The organism is Aeromonas sp. 6P (assembly GCF_051919525.1).
Lineage (GTDB): Bacteria > Pseudomonadota > Gammaproteobacteria > Enterobacterales > Aeromonadaceae > Aeromonas > Aeromonas veronii.
The window spans coordinates 2,663,044-2,683,999 of the sequence record NZ_JBQBEO010000002.1; the positions used below are offsets into that span (position 1 = coordinate 2,663,044).

The window sequence follows — 20,956 nt, forward strand, 5'->3', positions numbered from 1 at the left end:
TTGACTGACTGCCGGTCACTCATGCCAATTCGCGGCAGATGAGCGAGACCATCATCCTGATGTGGGCCTGATCGCTATTGAGGGCCGGAATATATTCAAACCGCTCGCCACCGGCCTCCATGAAGATATCCCGGTTCTGTACCTGAATTTCCTCGAGGGTTTCGAGGCAGTCGGCGGCAAAGGCAGGACAAATTACATCGAGCCGCTTGATACCCGCTGCAGGCATACCGGCGATGGTCACGTCGGTGTAAGGCTTGAGCCACTCCTCCTTGCCAAAGCGGGATTGGAAGCTGGCCGTCCACTGCCCGGCCTCCAGCCCGAGCGCCTCGGCCAGCAAGCTGGCGGTATGGCGACACTGGTGACCATAGGGGTCCCCTTCGTTCTCATAGCGCTCGGGAATACCGTGGAACGACATCAGCAGGTGACCACCCTGACCGTGCTGCTCCCAGTGACGGCGTACGCTCATGGCCAGCGCCTGAATGTATTCGGGATGGGCGTGATAATCACGAATGAGCCGTACCACCGGCAGATTGCGTTCTCTCTTCATCGCCTTGCTCCAGGCATCGAAGACCGAGGCGGTGGTACTGACCGAATATTGCGGATAGAGCGGCAACAGGATCACCCGGTTGACCCCTTTGGCCTTGAGCGCCTGCCAGCCATCATTCACTGACGGGGAACCATAGGTCATCGCCAGCTCCACCGGCACATCGACCCCCTCCCGCTTGAGCTCCTGCTCCAGTGCGGCGCGCTGCTGCTTGCTTATCACCATCAGCGGCGAGCCCTGCTCGGTCCACACCTGCTGATAGAGCTTGGCCACTTTGGGCGAGCGCGTCGGCAAGATGATGAAGTGGAGCAGCGGGCACCAGAGGTAACGGGGCAGGTCCACCACACGGGGATCGTGCAGGAACTGGCTGAGGAACGCTTTGACGGCAGCGGTGGTCGGTGCGGCTGGGGTACCCAGATTGACCAGCAATATTCCGGTTTTCGTGGTCACGTTGGCTTCCTGTCTATCTGTCATTATGCAAAAAGGGCCCGACAGGGCCCTTCTCTTTATTTATCTGATGGCACGGGAAACAGTGCCGGCAGCAAAGATCAGCCCAGAATGGTGGCAAGCTGCTTGCTGACCAGATCAACCGGCTGGGTGCCGTCGATCTTGACGTAACGGGTGTGGCCCGCTTCCGCCTCTTTGCCGTAGAAACCGATCAGCGGCGCGGTCTGCTGATGATATACATCCAGACGCTTGCGTACTGTGGTCTCTTCGTCGTCGGCGCGGATCACCAGATCTTCACCGGTCACGTCATCCTTGCCTTCCACTTTCGGCGGGTTGAACACCACGTGGTAGGTACGGCCGGAGCCGGAGTGAACGCGACGGCCGCTCATGCGCTTGACGATCTCTTCGTCCGGCACATCGAACTCCAGTACGAAATCAACCACGACACCGGCGTCCTTCATGGCTTGCGCCTGGGGAATGGTGCGCGGGAAACCGTCCAACAGGAAGCCTTTGGCGCAATCCGGCTGAGCGATGCGCTCTTTGACCAGACCGATGATGATGTCGTCAGAGACCAGCTGACCTGCGTCCATCACAGCTTTGGCTTTCAGACCGAGCTCGGTGCCCGCCTTGATCGCCGCACGCAGCATGTCGCCGGTGGAGATCTGGGGAATACCGTGTTTTTCCATGATGAACTGAGCCTGGGTACCTTTGCCGGCGCCCGGAGCCCCCAACAGAACAATGCGCATACACGCTCCTATTGATTGGTTATTCAAATCTTGCGAAGGCAAAAAAGTACACGGTTTCGCCCGTTTCTACAAGGGTGAGCCACCTGAATGAGCACTTTATCACCACAATAACCGGCTGATCGAACAGGATTTCATCGCAATGGGAAGACGCAAAAATAGCCAGGGATTCAGCATAGAGCGCCAAAAGCAGGAAGGAGGTACGACAGAAAAAAAGATCCCGGCTCAGGGCCGGGAATTGCGCTCAAAAGTAACTACTTGTCGCTCGTAGTAGGAACAGGGCAATAGTAGTTTGCCCCCTGTGCGTCAACAACTGTCAGATGTGACAGGCAGGCCGCTATGGAACCGGAACTGCGGATCCGGCGAGCAGATTAGCTCGGCTTCCAGCTTGCCAAAGAAGGCCACCCGTTCGCTGATATCCTCCCCTGCGTACTGTTCGGCCAGGCTCAGGTAATCCTGATAGTGGCGCGCTTCGGAGCGCAGCAAAGAGACATAGAAGCGGCTCAGCTCCTCGTCCAGATGGGGCGCCAGCTTGGCAAAGCGCTCGCAGGAGCGGGCCTCGATATAGGCACCGATGATCATCTTGTCGACAATGGTGGCCGGTTCATGGGTGCGCACATGCTGCATCAACTGGCGGGCATAGCGGGAGGCCGTCACCGGCCCGTATTCGATGCCGCGGGCCTGCATGATCTCCAGCACCTGCTCGAAGTGGTGCAGCTCCTCCTGAATGAGTCGCACCATGGGAAACAGCAGCGGATTGCGTTCCAGCTCGGCAAAGACGGTGCGATCAGACTCCCCCATGCTGCGTTTGCCCAAGATCTCGGCCTTCTCCGGAATGGCATCCAGCTCGCGATAAAACTCCAGCTTGGGCAGCAGATGGCGCTTGCCCTTGGGCAGGCAGTAGCGGCGCACCAGACTGTGTGCAGTGAGTGCGGCCTTGGTCTCGCAGTTGGCGTGATCGATGAGCAGGGTCGGTAAACGGGCCGGATCCCGCGCCATCTCTACCCACTCATCCGGGGTCTCGCACTGCAAAAACTGGCGCACTGGGGCTAGCAGATCATCCATCTGAACTCTCGTCTCTTAAAAGCGTATCGATCATATATGTTGCCGCCTATGCTAGCGGATCCTGCTGGCCATGCCCATATCCGGCAAGATAAGCGGATATTTTTCAAACAGATATCTCCTCCCCCTTCTGCCGTGTTAGGTAGAAACGACAATGGGGGCCACAGGCCCCCATCTCGCTATCCCATCCGGCAAAACCGCAAACGTTTAACTTCCTTCGTTAAAAATTTCCAGATTGCTGGTGCCTTCCTGCCACTCACGCACCGCTTTGGTGTCATCGTTGCGCAGGGCATTGAGGTGATCCAGATAGGACTGGTCCACATCGGAGGTGACGTAGTGACCATTGAACACCGAGGTCTCGAAGTGACGCAGATCCGGGTTGATCTCCCGCACGGCGGCTTCCAGATCTTCCAGATCCTGGAAAATCAGACCGTCAGCGCCAATCAGCTTGCACACTTCTTCCACTTCGCGACCGTGGGCGATCAGCTCGTTGGCGGTGGGCATGTCGATGCCATAGACGTTGGGGAAGCGAATTTCCGGCGCCGCCGAGGCGAAGTAGACCTTGGCTGCCCCCGCTTCACGGGCCATCTGGATGATCTGCTCGGACGTGGTACCACGCACGATGGAATCATCTACCAGCAACACCTTCTTGCCCTTGAATTCGGAGCTGATGGCGTTGAGCTTGCGACGCACCGACTTCTTGCGCTGGGTCTGACCCGGCATGATGAAGGTACGGCCGATGTAGCGGTTCTTCACGAAGCCCTGACGGTATGGCAGATCCAGGGTGTGAGCGATCTCCAGCGCCACGTCACAGGAGGTCTCGGGGATGGGGATAACCACATCGACGTCGAGATCTTCCCACTCGCGGGCAATCTTCTGACCCAGCTTGCGACCCATGTTGAGGCGGGCGGCGTAGACCGAGACCTTGTCGATGCACGAATCGGGACGGGCGAAATAGACATATTCGAAGATACAGGAGCTCATTTGCGGGTTCTCCGCACACTGCTCGGAGAAGAGCTGGCCCTGCTCGGTGATGTAAATGGCTTCACCCGGCGCAATATCCCGCACCGTCTCGAAACCGATGGCGTCGAGTGCCACGCTCTCGGAGGCGAGCATATACTCCACCTGGCCCTGCTCGTCCTGACGACGACCGAGGATCAGCGGGCGAATGCCGTTGGGATCGCGAAAACCGATGAGACCATGACCAATCACCAGCGAGACCACCGCATAAGCGCCGCGGATCTGCTGATGGGTTCTGCGCACCGCGGCGAAGATATCTTCGGGACGCAGGGCCATCTTGTCACAGCGATCCAGCTCGTGGGCCAACACGTTCAGCAACACTTCCGAGTCGGAGGTGGTGTTGATGTGACGGCGGGCGACCTTGAACTGCTGCTCCTTGAGCTCCTTGGCGTTGGTGAGGTTGCCGTTATGGGCCAGCACCATGCCGTAGGGCGAGTTCACATAAAAAGGTTGGGCTTCAGCGGCACTTGAGCTGCCTGCGGTGGGGTATCTGACATGACCTATGCCGATGTTCCCTTGCAGACGCTGCATGTGGCGCACTTCAAACACGTCCTTCACTAGGCCATTGGCCTTGCGTTGCCGGAAGTTTCCACTATCAATGGTCACGATCCCGGCGGCATCCTGTCCCCTGTGCTGCAACACCGTCAAGGCGTCGTAGAGGGCCTGATTGACGGGGGTGGTGCCAACTATACCGACAATACCACACATGTCTTTGCTACCTCGAAGTCACTATACCTGTTTAAGAAAACTGGATGAGTTCAACATGAACCCGAAAAACCACTGGATCACCGGCTTGAACTCCGGCACCAGCTTGGATGCCACCCACCAGTCGCTCTGGGAGAGGCTGGTGAAGGTATCCATGAAAAAAAGCAGGGCACTGACGATCAGCACCCCGCGAATTGCACCGAAGCAGACCCCCAGCACCCGATCGGTACCGGAGAGACCCGTCTTGTCCACCAACAGGCCCACCACATAGTTGACCACGCTGCCGAGGATCAGAGTCGCCACAAACAGCGCCGCGATGGCCAGACCGTTGCGAACCAGCGCGTCGGAGAAGGAGGTGAAATAGACGGCGAGATCAGGATAGAAATGGCTGGCAATAAAGAAGGCGACGAACCAGGTGACAAGAGACATGGCCTCCTTGACGAAGCCGCGCACCAGGCTGATGAGAGCAGAGAAACCGACGATGCCGATGATGGCGTAATCAATCCAGACCATAGAAAAAGATGTCCTGCGAAATTGCGGCGCAGTCTAACAAAAACGATTGCGCATTGCTTGATAAAAATGTGTTAACTGTTCAAAGCGACGCCGAAAAGCCGCATTTTTTCAGCACTAAAACGGTTGATCGGCGCCAGAATGCACAACGCCATGGCAATGCCATGGCGTTGTGGTCTGCGGCATGAACCTACCCGATGTGGGTCAGGCCACCCATGTAGGATTGCAGCGCAGCCGGGATGGCGATGCGGCCATCTTCCTGCTGGTAGTTCTCCATCACGGCAACCAGGGTACGACCCACTGCCAGACCGGAGCCGTTCAGGGTGTGCAGCAGTTGCGGCTTGCCGTCGATGCGCACGCGAGCTTGCATGCGGCGCGCCTGGAAGTCGGTGCAGTTGGAGACAGAGGAGATCTCGCGGTAAGTGTTCTGGGCCGGCAGCCACACTTCCAGATCGTAGGTCTTGGAAGCGCAGAAGCCCATGTCACCGGTAGAGAGCGCCATCACGCGATACGGCAGCTCCAGCAGTTGCAGCACCTTCTCGGCGTGACCGACCATCTCTTCCAGTGCATCCCAGGATTTCTCCGGATGAACCAGCTGAACCATTTCAACCTTGTCGAACTGGTGCATACGGATGAGGCCGCGGGTATCACGACCGTAGGAACCGGCTTCAGAGCGGAAGCAGGGGCTGTGGGCGGTCATCTTGATCGGCAGCTCTTGCGCGTCAAAGATCTCGTCACGGGCCATGTTGGTGAGCGGCACTTCGGAGGTCGGGATCAGGGAGAACTTGCGCACCTTGCCCTCTTCTTCCCCTTCACCTTCGATACCGGTATTGAACAGGTCCTGAGCAAATTTCGGCAACTGGCCGGTGCCATAGAGGCTGTCCGGGTTCACCAGATAGGGCACGTAGCACTCGGTGTAACCGTGCTGCTGGGTGTGCAGATCCAGCATGAACTGAGCCAGGGCACGGTGCAGACGGGCAATCTGCCCCTTCATCACCACGAAACGGGTACCGGAGAGTTTGACGCCGTTCTTGAAATCAACGCCCTTGGCCGCTTCGCCCAGATCGATGTGATCGCGTACCGGGAAGCTGAACTCCCGCGGGGTCCCCCAGCGACGCACTTCCACGTTGTCGTTCTCGTCACGACCCACCGGAGTGGTCTCGCTCGGCAGGTTGGGGATGGCGTCGGCAATGGCTTTCAGCTGGGCCAGCAGGGCATCCAGCTCGACCTTGCTGGTTTCCAGCTCGTCGTTGATCTTGGTCACTTCGGCCTTGAGCGGGGCAACATCTTCACCACGACGGGCAGCTTCACCGATGGATTTGGAGCGGGCGTTGCGCTCGGCCTGCAGCTCCTGGGTACGGGACTGCAGATCCTTGCGTTTCTCTTCCAGAGCGTTGACAGCCGCTACGTCCAGAACGTAGCCACGTGTCGCCAGACGAGCGGCAGCCTCTTCGATATCGCTGCGCAGATATTTGGGATCCAGCATGGTTTACCTACTTTTTTAAAATGGGATCTGGGCCTGAGTCGTCATGACGGGCTGGGAAACAGATCCGGAAGTTAACATCGGTTGGCGCACCCCAATCGTCTTCAGAATCGGGCCTTAACTATCACAGGCCTTCGAGATCAAGAAGATGGCACAAGGCCAAGACAAGCGGGGTCAGACGGGCAGTGTAGCAGACCGCCCCCCCGCCCGAACAGGGACTATTTGTGTCGTTTTTACCGACTTTGGCACGCAAACCGTCCTGCATATTCAAACGCCTGACCAATTTTCAGCCATGCGAGGTAACAAAGGGGCTATTTGCCCCGTTGCTGCGGACTTTGCCTGTCCAGTTCATGGAGGTAATCGAGCTTCTGGCCAATCTGCTTTTCAAGGCCGCGATCGGTGGGCTGGTAGTACTGCTTGCCCGCCAGCTCGGGCGGGAAATACTGCTCGCCCGCCGCATAGGCGCCCGGCTCGTCATGGGCATAGCGATACTCGGCGCCATAGCCCAGATCGCTCATCAGCTTGGTCGGCGCATTGCGCAGGTGTACCGGCACCTCGAAGTCAGGGAGGTTTTTGGCATCATTAAGCGCCGCCTTCCAAGCGGTGTAGACCGCATTGCTTTTCGGGGCACAGGCGAGATAGACGATCGCCTGGGCGATAGCCCGCTCCCCTTCCGCCGGACCGATCCGATGGAAGCAATCCCAGGCCGACAGGGCGACCTGCATGGCACGGGGATCGGCATTGCCCACATCTTCCGAGGCAATCGCCAGCAAGCGGCGGGCGATATAGAGCGGATCGCAACCGGCGCTCACCATGCGGGCATACCAGTAGAGCGCTGCATCCGGCGCCGAGCCGCGAATGGATTTGTGCACCGCGGAGATGAGGTCGTAGAAGTGATCGCCCCCCTTGTCGAAGCGGGCCACATGTTCCCCCACCACGGCGGCGAGCAGGGCACTGTCGATCACCCGCACTCCAGTGCTGTCGGTTTCGGCCATGTCGGCCAACAGCTCCAGATAGTTGAGGGATTTACGCCCGTCCCCATCCACCGTCTTGGCCAGCGCCTCTTTGACACCGGGGGCGAAGGTGAGTGCCGGATCATTGAGACCACGGGGATCGGTCATCGCCTGATCGAGCATGGCGAGAATATCGCTCTCCTCCAGTCGCTTGAGCAGATAGACTCGGGCCCTGGAGAGCAGTGCGTTGTTGAGTTCGAACGAGGGGTTTTCGGTGGTGGCACCGATAAAGGTGATGGTGCCATCTTCAATGTGAGGCAGGAACACATCCTGCTGGCTCTTGTTGAAGCGGTGCACCTCATCCACAAACAGGATGGTGCGCACTCCGCGCCAGCTGTTCTCCTTCGCCTTGTCGATGGCGGCGCGGATCTCCTTGATACCGGAGGTGACCGCCGAGAGTCGCTCCACTTCCGCCTGGCAGTAGTGAGCCATCAACTCCGCCAGCGTGGTCTTGCCGGTACCGGGCGGCCCCCACAGGATCATCGAGTGGCAGTGACCCGCCAGGATCGCTTTGCGCAGGGGCTTGTCAGCCCCCAGGATATGTTGCTGACCGATATACTGGTCGAGGTTTTGCGGCCGCATCCGGGCCGCCAGCGGACGAAAGTCCGATGAGAAATCCAACGACAAGTTGCTCATCTGTATTGACCACCCAGCGTCACACCACTCGCCTTTGACTGGCGCAGTGGCGAGCAATCCAACGACCGCTTGCTCATTAGCGCTGGTCGTCCAGTTCGACCCCCTTCGGGATCTTGAAAACAAATTCGTTGCCCTTGAGCACCGGCTTGCGATTGAAGCTGCTCAGGGTGAATTCACTCCACTGCCCTTGTGCCTCTTTCACATCGAAACGACTGATGTTGTCTTGTCTGTCGAAGGTGACACGGAAGGAGGCGATCAGCTCATCCTTGTTGCGGCTGGTGACGGTGTAGACATCCCCCTGCTGGGTCACGTCATAGTTCTTCCAGAACTTGTCGTCATTGCCAGCGATCAGAATAAAGGGGGTGTTGAGCACCGCATCTTTCAGCTTGAGGGCGGTCACCTGCTCGACGAAGGGATCATAGACCCAGACATCCTGACCATCGGCCACGATCAGGCTCTCGTCCGGCGAGGTGGTGTGCCAGTTGAAACGGTTTGGCCGCTGCACCAGCAGATCGCCGCTGGCCTTTTGCAGCTCCTTGCCCTTGCTGTCATAGACGGTCTGGGCAAATTTGGCGGAGAAGAGGCTGACACCCGCCAGCTTCTGTTTGAGATCGCTGGCCGCATCGGCCCACACCTGGCTGCTGGCCATCAGCAGCACGGTACCCATCAACAGTTGTTTTTTCATCACGCTCTTCATAAAGACGCTCTCGATAAAAGGCCACGCCCGCGGAGGGCATGGCCAAGGATAGTATGAAACGATGAGGCTTAGTCCCGCACCGGCGGCGGTGCCAGGACGTCGCGCTGACCATTGCCACCCGGTGAGCTGACGATGCCCTGATTCTCCATCTGCTCGATGAGACGGGCTGCCCGGTTGTAACCAATCTTGAACTTGCGCTGGACGCTGGAGGTCGAGCCACGGCGGGACTCCACCACAAAAGCGACCGCTTCGTCGAACAGGGGGTCCAGCTCTTCATCGCCACCACCGCCATATTCGCCGCTGCCACCTTCACCACCCGACTCACCGGAGAGGATCTCCTCGATGTAGTTCGGCTCGCCGCGCAGTTTCCAGTCCGCCACCACCTTGTGCACTTCGTGATCATCGACGAACGCACCGTGTACCCGGGTCGGGTTGGAGGTACCGGCCGGCATGTAGAGCATGTCGCCCATACCGAGCAGAGATTCGGCACCACCCTGATCGATGATGGTGCGCGAGTCGATCTTGCTCGACACCTGGAACGAGATCCGGGTCGGGATGTTGGCCTTGATAAGACCGGTAATGACATCCACCGACGGACGCTGGGTCGCCAGAATAAGGTGAATACCGGCGGCCCGCGCCTTCTGGGCGATACGGGCGATCAGCTCTTCCACCTTCTTGCCGACGATCATCATCATGTCGGCAAATTCGTCCACCACCACCACGATGTGAGGCAGTTTCTCCAACTCTGGCGGCATCTGATCCATGGAGTCACCCGGGCGCCACAACGGATCCAGCAGAGGTTCCCCCTCCTCGATGGCAGCCAGCACCTTGTCGTTGTAGCCCTTGAGGTTGCGCACCCCGACTGCCGACATCAGCTTGTAACGGCGTTCCATCTCGCCCACACACCAGCGCAGGGCGTTGGCGGCATCCTTCATGTCGGTCACCACCTCGGTCAGCAGGTGCGGGATCCCTTCGTAGACCGAGAGTTCCAGCATCTTGGGGTCGATCATGATGAAACGCAGATCATCGGGGGATGACTTGTAGAGCATCGAGATGATCATGGTGTTCACCCCCACCGACTTACCGGAACCTGTGGTACCGGCCACCAGCAGGTGCGGCATCTTGGCCAGGTTCACCACCACCGGCTCTCCTGCGATGTCCTGACCCAGGCCCATGGTGAGCGGGTTGCGGCTATCGCGGAAAGCATCGCAGTCGAGGGTTTCGCGCAGGTAAACGGTCTGACGCACCCGGTTGGGCAGCTCGATACCGACATAGGTTTTACCCGGGATCACCTCAACCACCCGCACGCTGCTGGCAGACAAGGAGCGGGCCAGATCGCGTGAGAGGTTGGTGATCTTGCTCGCCTTCATGCCCGGCGCCAGATCCAGCTCGAAACGGGTAATAACCGGACCCGGATAGACACCCACCACCTTGGCCTGCACGTTGTAGTCGGCAAGCTTGGCCTCCACCAGACGACCCATGCGATCCAGCTCATCCTTGCTCATCATCTGGGTCTTGGCGGGTGGACGGTCGAGCAGTTCGATACTCGGCAACGGCGGCAGCGTAGATTGCGGACGACGCTTGGGCTTGGTCGGTGCGACGGCTACCGGCGCGGCGACCTCGTCGTCCCCTTCGGCCCACGGCAGATCCAGATCGTCATCATCATCGTCGTCGGCCACAGCCAGTACCGGCTGACGGCGCCCATTGGCAGCCGCCACCGCACGTTTCGGCTTGGCAGCCGGAGCCGGCTGATCATCTTCATCATCAAACTGGGGATCGAACTCGAAGGTATCGTCGTCGAGTTCCGGCAGCCACTCTTCGGAGGCAGCCTTCTGGTTCTTGGCCTTGGGCTTGCGAGTCCAACTTGTATGCGGCTCATCTTCCTCGTCATCAAACGCGATGGCCCCTACCCCGCCTTCCAGCAAGGGATCCGGCCCCTCGTTGCGGGGTTGACGCCAGCCACCGGTCAGCCAGCGGCCGAGGGTGGTCGGGAAGTGGTAAACAGCGCTGACCGAACCGGTGCAGGCCGCGCCGATCTGCTCGACGATGGTGAGCCAGGACCAGCCGGTAAACAGGGTGATGCCGGTTGCCACGAAGCAGAGCAGCATCAGATTGGCCCCGACGCCGCCAAACAGCGGCACCACCGCGGAGGCGATCACATCCCCCACCAGACCACCGGCGGAGAAGTTCTGCATATCGTTGAAGTTCATGCTGGCAATGGCCGACATGCCGAGCACGGTCAGGATAAAGCCGATGATCCGCACCCCCAGGGTGAGGTAATCCACATCGAGCAGACGGCTCGGGCGCCAGAACAGACTCCAGCCCAGCAGCACCACCAGCGGCGGCACCAGATAGGAGAAGGCACCAAAGGTAAACATGGTGATGTCGGCGAGCCAGGCACCGGCACTACCGGCGAGGTTTTTCACCTCCCCTTGCCAGGAGGTCTGGGACCAGCCGGGATCAGCGGGATGATAGGACAACAGGGCAAGCAGAAGATAAGCAGCCATCAGGGTGATGGCGATCAAGACGGCTTCGAAGATCCGTTGTGTACCTGATAAAGGAGTAAACAGCTTTTTATCGGCCAAACTCCGGCTCCTTTCTGAAAACATGTAATGCAGGAAATAAGGGGGCCTAGTATCCCCGAAAAGCCCATCGATTGTCAGCCAGAGCCTGATGGGACGGGGCCATATTTGCAATTATCTTTAAAAGAAGAAACGAGCGGACCGGCCGCTCGTTTCTGACTGTCATGGTGTCTCATATGGAAAAGATACCGCGGCATAACCTGCTTTATCGGGTGCTGATCACCAGACGACTGCTCTGCTTGACCTCTTCCATCACCACGTAGGTACGGGTGTCATTGACACCGGGCAGACGCAGCAGGGTTTCCCCCAACAGACGGCGGTAAGCCGACATGTCGCTGACTCGGGTCTTGAGCAGATAGTCGAAGTCACCGGAAACCAGATGACACTCTTGGATCTCTTCGAGCACCTGAACAGCCTTGTTGAACTGTTCAAACACATCAGGCGCCCCGCGATTGAGGGTTATCTCTACAAACACCAGCAGAGATGCGTCCAGATAATGAGGGTTCAGAATAGCGGCATATCCTTCGATATAACCTTGTCGCTCGAGGCGACGAACCCGTTCCAGACACGGTGTAGGACTCAGGCCAACTCGCTTGGACAACTCAACATTCGAAATCCTGCCATCCTTTTGCAGTTCATTAAGAATGTTGCGGTCAATCCTGTCCAAATCCTTTAGCCGACTCTTAGCTTCCATCATTTTATTCCATCCTTTGGCTATTTTTTGGTAAGAATCACCAGTCATTTTATAATTATGGTCACAAATCCTGTCAATACCTGAATATACTAGGCGCAAATGTTGGTTAACATTTTGGCAACATGAAACACCAATCGATAGACGAGGGATAGCATGATTATCGGTGTACCTAAAGAGATAAAAAACCATGAATACCGCGTAGGCATGGTTCCGGCCAGTGTACGTGAACTGACAGCACGAAACCATACTGTTTTCGTCCAAAGCGGTGCCGGAAACGGCATTGGCTTCAGCGATGCAGATTATATCGCTGTTGGAGCCGAAATTTTGGCCTCTGCAGCAGAGGTTTTCGCCAAAGCCGAGATGATCGTCAAGGTCAAGGAACCTCAGCCTGTCGAATGTGCCATGCTGCGTCCGGGTCAGACCCTGTTCACCTATCTGCATCTGGCGCCAGACTTGCCCCAGACCGAAGCCCTGCTGAAAAGCGGCGCCATCTGTATCGCCTATGAAACCGTCACCGACGGCCGTGGCGGCCTGCCCCTGCTGGCCCCCATGTCGGAAGTGGCCGGACGCATGTCTATTCAGGCGGGTGCCCAGGCGCTGGAAAAATCGCGCGGTGGTAGCGGTGTGCTGCTCGGCGGCGTACCCGGTGTCGAACCGGCCAAGGTGGTGATCATCGGCGGCGGCGTGGTCGGCTCCAATGCAGCCCGCATGGCCATTGGCCTGCGCGCGGATGTGACCATCCTCGACAACAACATCGATACCTTGCGTCGTCTTGATAACGAGTTCCAGGGAGCAGCCAAGGTGGTCTACTCCAACAGCGAGACGCTGGAGCGCCATCTGCTGGCGGCCGATCTGGTCATCGGCGGCGTGCTGGTACCGGGTGCCACTGCGCCAAAACTTGTCCGCCGTGACCACATTGCGCGCATGAAGCCGGGTTCTGCCATCGTCGATGTGGCCATCGATCAGGGCGGCTGTGTGGAAACCTCCCACGCCACCACCCACCAGGATCCGACCTATATTGTCGATGAGGTGGTGCACTACTGTGTCGCCAACATGCCGGGGGCGGTGGCCCGCACCTCGACCGTGGCGCTCAACAATGCCACCCTCCCCTTTATCATCAAGCTGGCCCAGCAAGGGTATCGTCAGGCACTGCTGAGCGATCCCAACCTGCTGCACGGGCTCAACGTGATGGAGGGCAAGCTCACCTGCAAGGAAGTGGCCGTGGCACATGGCCTTGCCTACACGGATCCCCTGACCCTGCTGAACTGATCTGCTCTGGCCTGCGCCAGTTGGAGATGAGTGAAAATCCGCCCGCGATGGGCGGTTTTTTTATTCCTTTATTTTGCATGTCACCCCTTGTGAACACGATTAGTGCAATCGACTCACCAGCCTTTGACCCCGGATCACGAATTACCTACAATCGCGCAAACTCATCACATCCCGGAAATGACATCATGAGCCAAGTCACTCACAGCAAATTGCTGATCTTAGGGTCAGGCCCGGCCGGTTACACCGCGGCCGTCTACGCCGCCCGCGCCAACCTCAATCCCCTGCTCATCACCGGCATGCAGCAAGGGGGTCAGCTGACCACCACCACCGAAGTAGAAAACTGGCCAGGTGATCCGGAAGGCCTGACCGGCCCTGCCCTGATGGAGCGCATGAAAGAGCATGCAGAGAAGTTCGATACCCGCATCCTGTTTGATCACATCAACAGTGTCGAACTGACTCAGCGCCCGTTCCGTCTCAAGGGCGACAACGGCGAATACACCTGCGATGCCCTGATCATCGCGACCGGCGCCTCCGCCAAGTATCTGGGCCTGCCCTCCGAAGAGGCCTTCAAGGGTCGCGGCGTCTCTGCCTGTGCCACCTGTGACGGTTTCTTCTACCGCAATCAGGAAGTGGCGGTGATCGGCGGCGGCAACACCGCTGTTGAAGAGGCTTTGTATCTGGCCAACATCGCCAAGAAGGTGCATCTGATCCACCGCCGCGACGAGTTCCGTGCCGAGAAGATCCTGATCAAGCGTCTGCACGACAAGGTTGCGAGCGGCAACATCGTGCTGCACACCCACCAGACCCTGGACGAAGTGCTGGGCGATCAGATGGGGGTCACCGGTGTGCGCCTGCGCAACACTCAGAACCACAGCACCAGCGAGCTGCCGCTGATGGGCGTCTTCATCGCCATCGGCCACCAGCCCAATACCCAGATCTTCGATGGCCAGCTGGAGATGCAAAACGGCTATCTGAAGGTACGTGGCGGCCTCGACGGTTTTGCCACCCAGACCAGCATTGAAGGTGTCTTCGCTGCCGGCGATGTGGCCGACCACAACTACCGTCAGGCGATCACCTCTGCCGGTACCGGCTGCATGGCAGCCCTCGATGCCGAACGCTACCTCGACGCGCAATAAACAAGCGCAGTTGAGATATAAGGCATACCAGTCGGTATGCCTTTTTTATTTAAAGGAGTCTAATGAAACAGAAGATATTGATTGTCGAAGATAGCCTGACCATCCGCCGTATGCTGACTCAGGCTATTGCCCAGCAAACTGGCCTCGAGATTGACGCCTTCGATACCCTCGAAGGTGCCCGTCACTGTCGGGGCGAGGAGTATGTGGTCGCGCTGGTGGACTTGACCTTGCCGGATGCGCCCCGTGGCGAAGCGGTCAACGAGCTGCTGGCTCGAGGTTTGCCGGTGGTGATCCTCACTGCCGACATCAGCGAGGATAAACGTGCCGCCTGGCTGGAAACCGGCGTGCTGGACTATGTGATGAAGGATTCGCGCCACTCGCTGCAATATGCCGTCAGTCTGGTGCACCGCCTCTATCTCAACCAGTCCATCGAAGTGCTAGTGGTCGATGACTCACGCACCTCCCGTCACCGCACCATGGCCCAGTTGCGCAAGCAGTTGTTGCAGGTGCATGAGGCCAGTCATGCCCGTGAAGCGATGGCGATGCTGGAGCAACACCCGGGCATCCGGCTGGCACTGGTCGACTACTATATGCCGGATATCGATGGCATCAGTCTGGTGCGGATGCTGAGAGAGCGTTACAGCAAGCAGCAGCTCGCGATTATCGGGATCTCGGTCTCGGACAAGCGCGGTCTCTCTGCTCGCTATCTCAAGCAGGGCGCCAACGACTTTCTCAACCAGCCGTTCGAACCGGAAGAGCTGCAGTGTCGGGTCAGCCACAATCTGGAAGCGCTCGAGCAGTTCAACAGCATTCAGGAGTCAGCCAATCGTGACTACCTGACCGGTCTCTACAACCGGCGCTACTGGTTCAACGAAGGGCAAAAATGGTTTGAAGAACATCAGCGCCAGCAGACGCCTCTTGCACTATGTGTGCTCGATGTGGATCACTTCAAGCAGGTCAACGATCACTGGGGCCATGCCATCGGCGATCAACTGCTCTGTCATCTGACCCGGCTACTGACCCAGTTCTTCCCCGATGCCATGATCGCCCGGTTTGGCGGAGAGGAGTTTGCCATGATGGTGCCTCACTGTACCGTCCCTGTGTTGATCAAGCGTCTTGAAGGGCTGCGTCAGCAGCTGCGCCAGCAACCCTTGTCACCGGAAACCCCGCTCTTTGTTCGCGCCAGTTACGGCGTGATCAGCGTCAGGCGGATATCCATGGACGAGGCGCTGAGCGTAGCGGATCGGCTGCTCTATCAGGCAAAGAACACCGGTCGCGACAAGATAGTCTCTCAAGAGACAGCTATCTGAATCCTCAGGGCATCAGTCCCGTGTATTACCGCCCGACAGACTTTCCGGCAGGAGAGTCTGCGGGTTCCTTTCCTGCCACAGTCTCCCCATCACAATGACTATCGAAAGTCAGTAAGTCTTGTCGACCCGCACCCCATCATCGAAGTAGAGAATGCGCACCTTATCCCCATTGGTAAAGACCATGGCGGGATCATAATCCTGGATCACGTTGATAAGGGCATTTTGCTCGTTGCGGATCAGCAGCTCCACCAGCTTGTTTTCCACCACGGTTCCCCCGGACTGGTATTGCTGGGCAGCTGCAGCCCCCGCGAGCGCGCCGACGGCGGTGGCGATTTCACGGCCATGACCGCCGCCAAACTGGTTCCCCAGCAGGCCGCCCAACACGGCACCACCCAGCGTCTTCCAGCCAGAGTGCTCGGACTCCAGGATCTGGCGCTGGGTAATATTGCGCACCGTTTCGACCTGACCAAACACCACCTGATTGACCGGCCGCGCGGTATTGCGCTGGTAGACCTCCGCCCCGGCGGGCGCCGTGACAAAGCAGAGCAAGCTGGATACTATCAGGATAATGGCCTTCATCTATGAACCTCGTTGCCTTATGTCTCGCTATCTTACCCAACTGGATGATGAGCTTTGCTGGTTTCCCAACCCCAGCCATGCGCTGGAAGAGCCCAACGGCTTGCTGGCGATCGGCGGGGATCTCTCCCCGGCCAGATTGCTGGCAGCTTATCACAAGGGGATCTTCCCGTGGAATGAACCCCACCAGCCGACCCTGTGGTGGTCACCGGATCCCCGCGGAGTGATCCGTCCCGACCAACTCCATGTGGGGCGGACACTGCAGAAGATTATCCGCCGTACCCCATTCGATATTTCCGTCAATCGCGCCTTTAATGAAGTCATTACCGCCTGCGCCGCCCCTCGTCGCACTGCCGATGGCACCTGGATCAGCCAACCCATGATCGAGGCCTACCAGCAGTTGCACCAACTGGGTCATGCCCACTCTATCGAGATCTGGCAGGAGGGAGAGCTGCAAGCGGGACTGTATGGCCTATCTATCGGCCGACTGTTTTGCGGTGAATCCATGTTCAGCCGGATTGATAACGGCGCCAAACTTGCCATGGTGGCACTCTGTCGCCACTTCGCACGCCATCGCGGCGCCCTCATCGATTGCCAGATGCAGAACCCGTTTCTGGCGACCCTGGGTATCGAGGAATGGCCAAGGGCCCGTTTTCTGGCCGAGCTGGCGCGCCTTGGCCATCAACCACTGTTGGCTTCCTGCTGGCAAGAGGGGGAGATCAGCCTATGACAGAAGAAGTGATCCTTAAAGTAGGGCTGACTCCCAAGCATCCCTGCAGTTATCTGGACCATGAACAGGAGCAGTTGCTGGTGCTGATGGATCACAATCTGCTCAACGCCAACGGTTACGAGCGATTGTTGACTGCCGGTTTTCGCCGCAGTGGCAACGACATCTATCGCCCCCACTGCCCGGCGTGCCATGCCTGCCAGTCCCTTCGTATTCACAGCGAACGCTTTCGTCCCAGCCGTGGCCAGAAACGGATCCGCCAGCTCAACAGGGATATCGAAATCGTCCTGAGCTATGATGACAAACCCGAGTATTACCTGCTCTACGAACGCTATATCCGCGAACGCCATCACGATGGCAGCATGTATCCCCCCAACCGCAGCCAGTATCGCGGGTTTCTCCATTGTGACTGGATGCCGCCACTCTATTTGGAAATGCGCAAGGAGGGCCGTCTTATCGGCGTGGCCACCACAGACCTGCTACCCCACTCCTTGAGCGCTATGTACACCTTCTTCGATCCGGATTATGCCGATCGCTCCCTGGGCACCTTTGCCATCCTCTGCCAGCTCGATCTGGCCAAGCGAACAGGGCGAAGCTGGCTCTATCTTGGCTATCTGGTAGAGGCGTGTCGCAAGATGAATTACAAGCGCAATTACCTCCCTCATGAGCTGTTAATTCAGGGGGAATGGAAAAATATCGACACCAAGCCCGAGTAAACTTTACACATAGCCTTAAATCCGGCATGATCCAGCGGTTTTTTGTTGTGGCTTATCAAGAGGATTCAATGGCTAAAGAAGACAGTATTGAGATGCAGGGCACTATTCTCGAAACCCTGCCCAATACCATGTTCCGTGTGGAACTGGAGAATGGTCACGTGGTTATCGCTCATATTTCAGGCAAGATGCGCAAAAACTACATTCGTATCCTGACTGGAGACAAAGTAACGGTAGCACTGACTCCCTACGATCTCTCCAAGGGACGTATTGTTTTCCGCTCTCGCTAAGCCAGGAATTCAGCAAAAAACCCCAACCTTTCGGTTGGGGTTTTTTGTCGTTTTCTGATCACTGACGCTTAGTGGGAAACAGCTTCAACATTGACCTGAAAATCAAAGCTGAGGCTGTCATTTACCAACTCAACCTTCACTATCCCCCCGTCAACCAGTGAACCGAACAGGATCTCGTTGGCCAGGGGCTTCTTGAGGTGCTCCTGGATTACCCGACCCATCGGTCTGGCACCCATGGCTCTGTCATACCCCTTCTCCGCCAACCAGTGGCGGGCACGCTCGGACACCTCGAGAGAAACGCCCTTCGCATCCAGTTGAACCTGCAATTCGACAATGAACTTGTCGACCACCTGATGGATCACCGTCATATCGAGATGGTTGAACCAGATGGTGTGATCAAGCCGGTTACGGAACTCCGGACTGAAGGTCTTGTTGATCACCGCCATAGCATCGTGGCTCAGATCCTGCTGCTGGAAGCCAATCGACTTGCGCTGGGTCTCCTGCACACCAGCGTTGGTAGTCATCACCAAAATGACGTTACGGAAATCCGCCTTGCGCCCGTTGTTATCGGTCAAGGTGCCGTTGTCCATCACCTGCAACAGCAGATTGAATACGTCCGGGTGAGCTTTCTCAATTTCGTCAAGCAACACGACGGAATGAGGATGCTTGATCACCGCATCGGTCAGCAGCCCCCCCTGCTCAAAACCAACATAGCCGGGAGGCGCACCAATCAGACGTGAGACGGTGTGACGTTCCATGTACTCGGACATATCAAAGCGCAGCATCTCGACACCCAATGCCTTGCCCAACTGCTGGGTCACCTCTGTTTTACCAACACCGGTAGGACCGGCAAACAGGAAGCAACCAACCGGACGACGCTCGTTGCCAAGTCCTGAACGAGAGAGGCGAATCGCATCGGTCAGCACCTCGATGGCTTTATCCTGACCAAAGACCACCATCTTCAGATTGCGCTCCAAGTTCTTCAGCACCTCTTTATCCGAGGAAGAAACTGATTTCTCCGGAATACGGGCTATCTTGGCTACGATGGACTCAATTTCCTGCACATTGATCACTTTCTTGCGCTTGCTCGCCGGCAGCAACCGCTGACCGGCACCCGCTTCGTCGATCACGTCGATCGCCTTGTCGGGCAAGTGACGATCATTGATGTACTTGGCAGAGAGCTCGGCAGCTGCACGGATCGCCTTGGCGGTATAGCGCACGCCGTGGTGAGCTTCATAGCGACTCTTGAGCCCCATCAGGATGCGAGTGGTGTCATCGATAGTCGGCTCGACAATATCGATCTTCTGGAAGCGACGGGCCAGCGCACGGTCTTTCTCGAAGATCTGGGCGTACTCCTGATAAGTGGTGGATCCCACACAACGGAGCAAACCATTGGAGAGCAGCGGTTTGATCAGGTTGGCCGCATCCAGCTGACCACCGGATGCCGCACCGGCACCAATGATGGTATGGATCTCGTCGATAAAGAGGATGGCCCCTTCCTGACGCTCAATCTGCTTGAGCAGTACCTTGAGGCGCTTCTCGAAATCACCACGGTATTTAGTGCCCGCCAGAAGAGAACCCATATCCAGCGAATAGATGGTACTGCCCGCAATCACCTCGGGCACATCCCCCTTGACGATGCGATAGGCCAACCCTTCGGCAATGGCGGTTTTCCCCACGCCGGCTTCACCCACCAGCAGCGGGTTGTTCTTGCGACGGCGGCAGAGCACCTGAATGGTACGATTGAGCTCCTGATCACGGCCAATCAGCGGATCGATGCGCCCTTCCAGCACCAGCTGGTTCAGGTTGGTGGCAAAGCTCTCGATCTGTGCGGCCGAAACATCATCATCAGACTCGGGATTGTTATTGCTGCCGAGATCCGGCTTGCTGTCCTTGCGCACCCCGTGGGAGAGGAAATTGACGACGTCGAGACGGCTGATCTCGGCTTTTTTCAGGAAATAGGCAGCTTGTGACTCCTGCTCACTGAAGATAGCGACCAGCACGTTGGCGCCGCTTACTTCGGTATTGCCAGAGGATTGCACATGGAAGACGGCACGCTGCAACACGCGCTGGAAGCCCAGTGTCGGCTGGGTTTCACGATCTTCATCATCGCGCGGTATGAGCGGAGTAGTTTGGGTGATAAATGCGCGGATCTCCTTGCGCATCTGCTCGACATCGGCACCACAGGAGCTCAGCGCCTCATGGGCTGAACTGTTATCCAGAAGGGCTAACAACAGGTGCTCGACGGTCATGAATTCGTGGCGCTCGTCACGGGCCAGTTTGAAAGCCTCGTTCAGCGTCTTTTCTAGATCTTTATTCAACATAGGCACCTCCCCTAGTACAGCTACAATGTGGTGTCACACTCGCCATCAAGTCATCAGATTCAAGCCTTTTCCATAGTACAGAGCAGTGGATGTTCGTTGTTACGTGCATAGGTGTTGACCTGGACAACCTTGGTTTCGGCGATCTCTGCGGTAAACATGCCGCAGACACCCTTACCACTATAATGCACACTCAGCATGACCTGAGTCGCCTTGTCCAAATCCATACCAAAGAACTTTTGCAGCACCTCCACCACGAACTCCATCGGGGTGTAGTCATCGTTGTTCAACACAACTTTATACATGGGTGGCGGCTGCAGCTTTGTTTTCTCTGCTTCTGCAATCTCTTCATTAGCAAAGAGTTCTTTCTGCTTGCTCATAATCGCGCTTTGGTACCTCTAGATTACTACCGTCTAACACAAGGTTGTCAATAGACTTGTTAACCAGATCACATCAGCTGTTAACAACTTCTTGACTC

The 20,956-nt window shown here is 57.5% G+C and carries 20 protein-coding genes; 7 read left to right on the forward strand and 13 right to left on the reverse strand.

Going from position 1 to position 20,956, the window contains the following annotated elements:
• Nucleotides 1-19: 19 nt before the first annotated feature.
• The 5 genes from hemH to ACTG2J_RS12390 all read right to left on the reverse strand — a co-directional run bounded on the left by hemH (nucleotide 20) and on the right by ACTG2J_RS12390 (nucleotide 5,034).
• A complete protein-coding gene (hemH, locus tag ACTG2J_RS12370) occupies nucleotides 20-994 on the reverse strand; it encodes a ferrochelatase (RefSeq protein ID WP_439997534.1) in 975 nt (324 codons plus the stop codon).
• 98 nt (nucleotides 995-1,092) lie between these two features.
• On the reverse strand, nucleotides 1,093-1,737 hold the full coding sequence (gene adk / locus ACTG2J_RS12375) for an adenylate kinase (protein ID WP_005337083.1): 645 nt from the start codon (nucleotides 1,735-1,737) through the stop codon (nucleotides 1,093-1,095).
• 303 nt (nucleotides 1,738-2,040) lie between these two features.
• Nucleotides 2,041-2,799, reverse strand: a complete 759-nt coding sequence (miaE, locus tag ACTG2J_RS12380) for a tRNA isopentenyl-2-thiomethyl-A-37 hydroxylase MiaE (protein WP_005346385.1) — start codon at nucleotides 2,797-2,799, stop codon at nucleotides 2,041-2,043.
• Between the two features lie 204 nt (nucleotides 2,800-3,003).
• The gene (purF, locus tag ACTG2J_RS12385) at nucleotides 3,004-4,524 is read right to left on the reverse strand and encodes an amidophosphoribosyltransferase (protein WP_005351229.1); all 1,521 of its coding nucleotides are present in this window, start codon (nucleotides 4,522-4,524) and stop codon (nucleotides 3,004-3,006) included.
• A 21-nt stretch (nucleotides 4,525-4,545) separates the two neighbouring features.
• Nucleotides 4,546-5,034: a CvpA family protein gene (locus ACTG2J_RS12390; RefSeq protein WP_005337086.1), complete on the reverse strand. Its 489-nt coding sequence runs from the start codon at nucleotides 5,032-5,034 to the stop codon at nucleotides 4,546-4,548.
• Between the two features lie 8 nt (nucleotides 5,035-5,042).
• Here ACTG2J_RS12390 and ACTG2J_RS12395 point away from each other — a divergent pair, with 8 nt between their 5' ends.
• Nucleotides 5,043-5,219, forward strand: coding sequence for a hypothetical protein (locus tag ACTG2J_RS12395; RefSeq protein ID WP_155395816.1), 177 nt, complete (start codon nucleotides 5,043-5,045; stop codon nucleotides 5,217-5,219).
• 2 nt (nucleotides 5,220-5,221) lie between these two features.
• On the opposite strand, the gene serS is transcribed toward ACTG2J_RS12395, so the two are convergent.
• From serS to lrp, 5 genes are all read right to left on the reverse strand, one after another.
• A complete protein-coding gene (gene serS, locus ACTG2J_RS12400) occupies nucleotides 5,222-6,517 on the reverse strand; it encodes a serine--tRNA ligase (RefSeq protein ID WP_005337087.1) in 1,296 nt (431 codons plus the stop codon).
• Between the two features lie 308 nt (nucleotides 6,518-6,825).
• On the reverse strand, nucleotides 6,826-8,163 hold the full coding sequence (locus tag ACTG2J_RS12405) for a replication-associated recombination protein A (protein ID WP_113739366.1): 1,338 nt from the start codon (nucleotides 8,161-8,163) through the stop codon (nucleotides 6,826-6,828).
• Between the two features lie 76 nt (nucleotides 8,164-8,239).
• The gene (lolA, locus tag ACTG2J_RS12410; RefSeq protein WP_041202312.1) at nucleotides 8,240-8,848 is read right to left on the reverse strand and encodes an outer membrane lipoprotein chaperone LolA; all 609 of its coding nucleotides are present in this window, start codon (nucleotides 8,846-8,848) and stop codon (nucleotides 8,240-8,242) included.
• Nucleotides 8,849-8,928: 80 nt separating this feature from the next.
• Entirely contained in the window at nucleotides 8,929-11,445 is a 2,517-nt protein-coding gene (locus ACTG2J_RS12415) for a DNA translocase FtsK 4TM domain-containing protein (protein WP_439997535.1), read from the reverse strand.
• A 202-nt stretch (nucleotides 11,446-11,647) separates the two neighbouring features.
• Entirely contained in the window at nucleotides 11,648-12,139 is a 492-nt protein-coding gene (gene lrp, locus ACTG2J_RS12420; RefSeq protein WP_005300047.1) for a leucine-responsive transcriptional regulator Lrp, read from the reverse strand.
• 150 nt (nucleotides 12,140-12,289) lie between these two features.
• On the opposite strand from lrp, the gene ald reads away from it, so the two are divergent.
• The 3 genes from ald to ACTG2J_RS12435 all read left to right on the forward strand — a co-directional run bounded on the left by ald (nucleotide 12,290) and on the right by ACTG2J_RS12435 (nucleotide 15,851).
• Nucleotides 12,290-13,405 carry an alanine dehydrogenase gene (gene ald / locus ACTG2J_RS12425; RefSeq protein ID WP_076494667.1) on the forward strand — a complete coding sequence of 372 codons (1,116 nt, stop codon included), beginning with the start codon at nucleotides 12,290-12,292 and terminating at the stop codon, nucleotides 13,403-13,405.
• 185 nt (nucleotides 13,406-13,590) lie between these two features.
• Nucleotides 13,591-14,541: a thioredoxin-disulfide reductase gene (gene trxB / locus ACTG2J_RS12430; RefSeq protein WP_439988557.1), complete on the forward strand. Its 951-nt coding sequence runs from the start codon at nucleotides 13,591-13,593 to the stop codon at nucleotides 14,539-14,541.
• 62 nt (nucleotides 14,542-14,603) lie between these two features.
• Entirely contained in the window at nucleotides 14,604-15,851 is a 1,248-nt protein-coding gene (locus tag ACTG2J_RS12435; protein WP_439988556.1) for a diguanylate cyclase, read from the forward strand.
• Nucleotides 15,852-15,959: 108 nt separating this feature from the next.
• Here ACTG2J_RS12435 and ACTG2J_RS12440 read toward each other — a convergent pair whose 3' ends face one another.
• Entirely contained in the window at nucleotides 15,960-16,430 is a 471-nt protein-coding gene (locus ACTG2J_RS12440; RefSeq protein ID WP_058059142.1) for a glycine zipper 2TM domain-containing protein, read from the reverse strand.
• A 19-nt stretch (nucleotides 16,431-16,449) separates the two neighbouring features.
• Between ACTG2J_RS12440 and aat the strand changes: the two genes are divergently transcribed.
• From aat to infA, 3 genes are all read left to right on the forward strand, one after another.
• Nucleotides 16,450-17,157, forward strand: coding sequence for a leucyl/phenylalanyl-tRNA--protein transferase (gene aat, locus ACTG2J_RS12445; protein WP_439988555.1), 708 nt, complete (start codon nucleotides 16,450-16,452; stop codon nucleotides 17,155-17,157).
• Nucleotides 17,154-17,870, forward strand: a complete 717-nt coding sequence (locus tag ACTG2J_RS12450) for an arginyltransferase (protein ID WP_005337108.1) — start codon at nucleotides 17,154-17,156, stop codon at nucleotides 17,868-17,870. The genes aat and ACTG2J_RS12450 overlap by 4 nt, the downstream gene beginning before the upstream one ends.
• Before the next feature lie 68 nt (nucleotides 17,871-17,938).
• Complete coding sequence (gene infA, locus ACTG2J_RS12455; protein ID WP_005300033.1) at nucleotides 17,939-18,157, forward strand: translation initiation factor IF-1; 219 nt, start codon at nucleotides 17,939-17,941, stop codon at nucleotides 18,155-18,157.
• 68 nt (nucleotides 18,158-18,225) lie between these two features.
• Here infA and clpA read toward each other — a convergent pair whose 3' ends face one another.
• Nucleotides 18,226-20,481, reverse strand: a complete 2,256-nt coding sequence (gene clpA, locus ACTG2J_RS12460; RefSeq protein ID WP_005337110.1) for an ATP-dependent Clp protease ATP-binding subunit ClpA — start codon at nucleotides 20,479-20,481, stop codon at nucleotides 18,226-18,228.
• 59 nt (nucleotides 20,482-20,540) lie between these two features.
• Complete coding sequence (gene clpS, locus ACTG2J_RS12465) at nucleotides 20,541-20,858, reverse strand: ATP-dependent Clp protease adapter ClpS (protein ID WP_005337111.1); 318 nt, start codon at nucleotides 20,856-20,858, stop codon at nucleotides 20,541-20,543.
• Nucleotides 20,859-20,956 lie beyond the last annotated feature (98 nt).

Excerpts from the sequence above, each read along its gene's own strand:
- aat (WP_439988555.1), top strand. The coding sequence starts at position 16,450 with ATGTCTCGCTATCTTACCCAACTGGATGATGAGCTTTGCTGGTTTCCC.
- serS (WP_005337087.1), bottom strand. The coding sequence starts at position 6,517 with ATGCTGGATCCCAAATATCTGCGCAGCGATATCGAAGAGGCTGCCGCT.
- ACTG2J_RS12395 (WP_155395816.1), top strand. The coding sequence starts at position 5,043 with ATGTCCTGCGAAATTGCGGCGCAGTCTAACAAAAACGATTGCGCATTG.
- ACTG2J_RS12390 (WP_005337086.1), bottom strand. The coding sequence starts at position 5,034 with ATGGTCTGGATTGATTACGCCATCATCGGCATCGTCGGTTTCTCTGCT.
- miaE (WP_005346385.1), bottom strand. The coding sequence starts at position 2,799 with ATGGATGATCTGCTAGCCCCAGTGCGCCAGTTTTTGCAGTGCGAGACC.
- trxB (WP_439988557.1), top strand. The coding sequence starts at position 13,591 with ATGAGCCAAGTCACTCACAGCAAATTGCTGATCTTAGGGTCAGGCCCG.
- purF (WP_005351229.1), bottom strand. The coding sequence starts at position 4,524 with ATGTGTGGTATTGTCGGTATAGTTGGCACCACCCCCGTCAATCAGGCC.
- clpS (WP_005337111.1), bottom strand. The coding sequence starts at position 20,858 with ATGAGCAAGCAGAAAGAACTCTTTGCTAATGAAGAGATTGCAGAAGCA.
- ald (WP_076494667.1), top strand. The coding sequence starts at position 12,290 with ATGATTATCGGTGTACCTAAAGAGATAAAAAACCATGAATACCGCGTA.
- ACTG2J_RS12435 (WP_439988556.1), top strand. The coding sequence starts at position 14,604 with ATGAAACAGAAGATATTGATTGTCGAAGATAGCCTGACCATCCGCCGT.
- infA (WP_005300033.1), top strand. The coding sequence starts at position 17,939 with ATGGCTAAAGAAGACAGTATTGAGATGCAGGGCACTATTCTCGAAACC.
- lolA (WP_041202312.1), bottom strand. The coding sequence starts at position 8,848 with ATGAAAAAACAACTGTTGATGGGTACCGTGCTGCTGATGGCCAGCAGC.
- adk (WP_005337083.1), bottom strand. The coding sequence starts at position 1,737 with ATGCGCATTGTTCTGTTGGGGGCTCCGGGCGCCGGCAAAGGTACCCAG.
- lrp (WP_005300047.1), bottom strand. The coding sequence starts at position 12,139 with ATGATGGAAGCTAAGAGTCGGCTAAAGGATTTGGACAGGATTGACCGC.
- ACTG2J_RS12440 (WP_058059142.1), bottom strand. The coding sequence starts at position 16,430 with ATGAAGGCCATTATCCTGATAGTATCCAGCTTGCTCTGCTTTGTCACG.
- clpA (WP_005337110.1), bottom strand. The coding sequence starts at position 20,481 with ATGTTGAATAAAGATCTAGAAAAGACGCTGAACGAGGCTTTCAAACTG.
- ACTG2J_RS12450 (WP_005337108.1), top strand. The coding sequence starts at position 17,154 with ATGACAGAAGAAGTGATCCTTAAAGTAGGGCTGACTCCCAAGCATCCC.
- ACTG2J_RS12405 (WP_113739366.1), bottom strand. The coding sequence starts at position 8,163 with ATGAGCAACTTGTCGTTGGATTTCTCATCGGACTTTCGTCCGCTGGCG.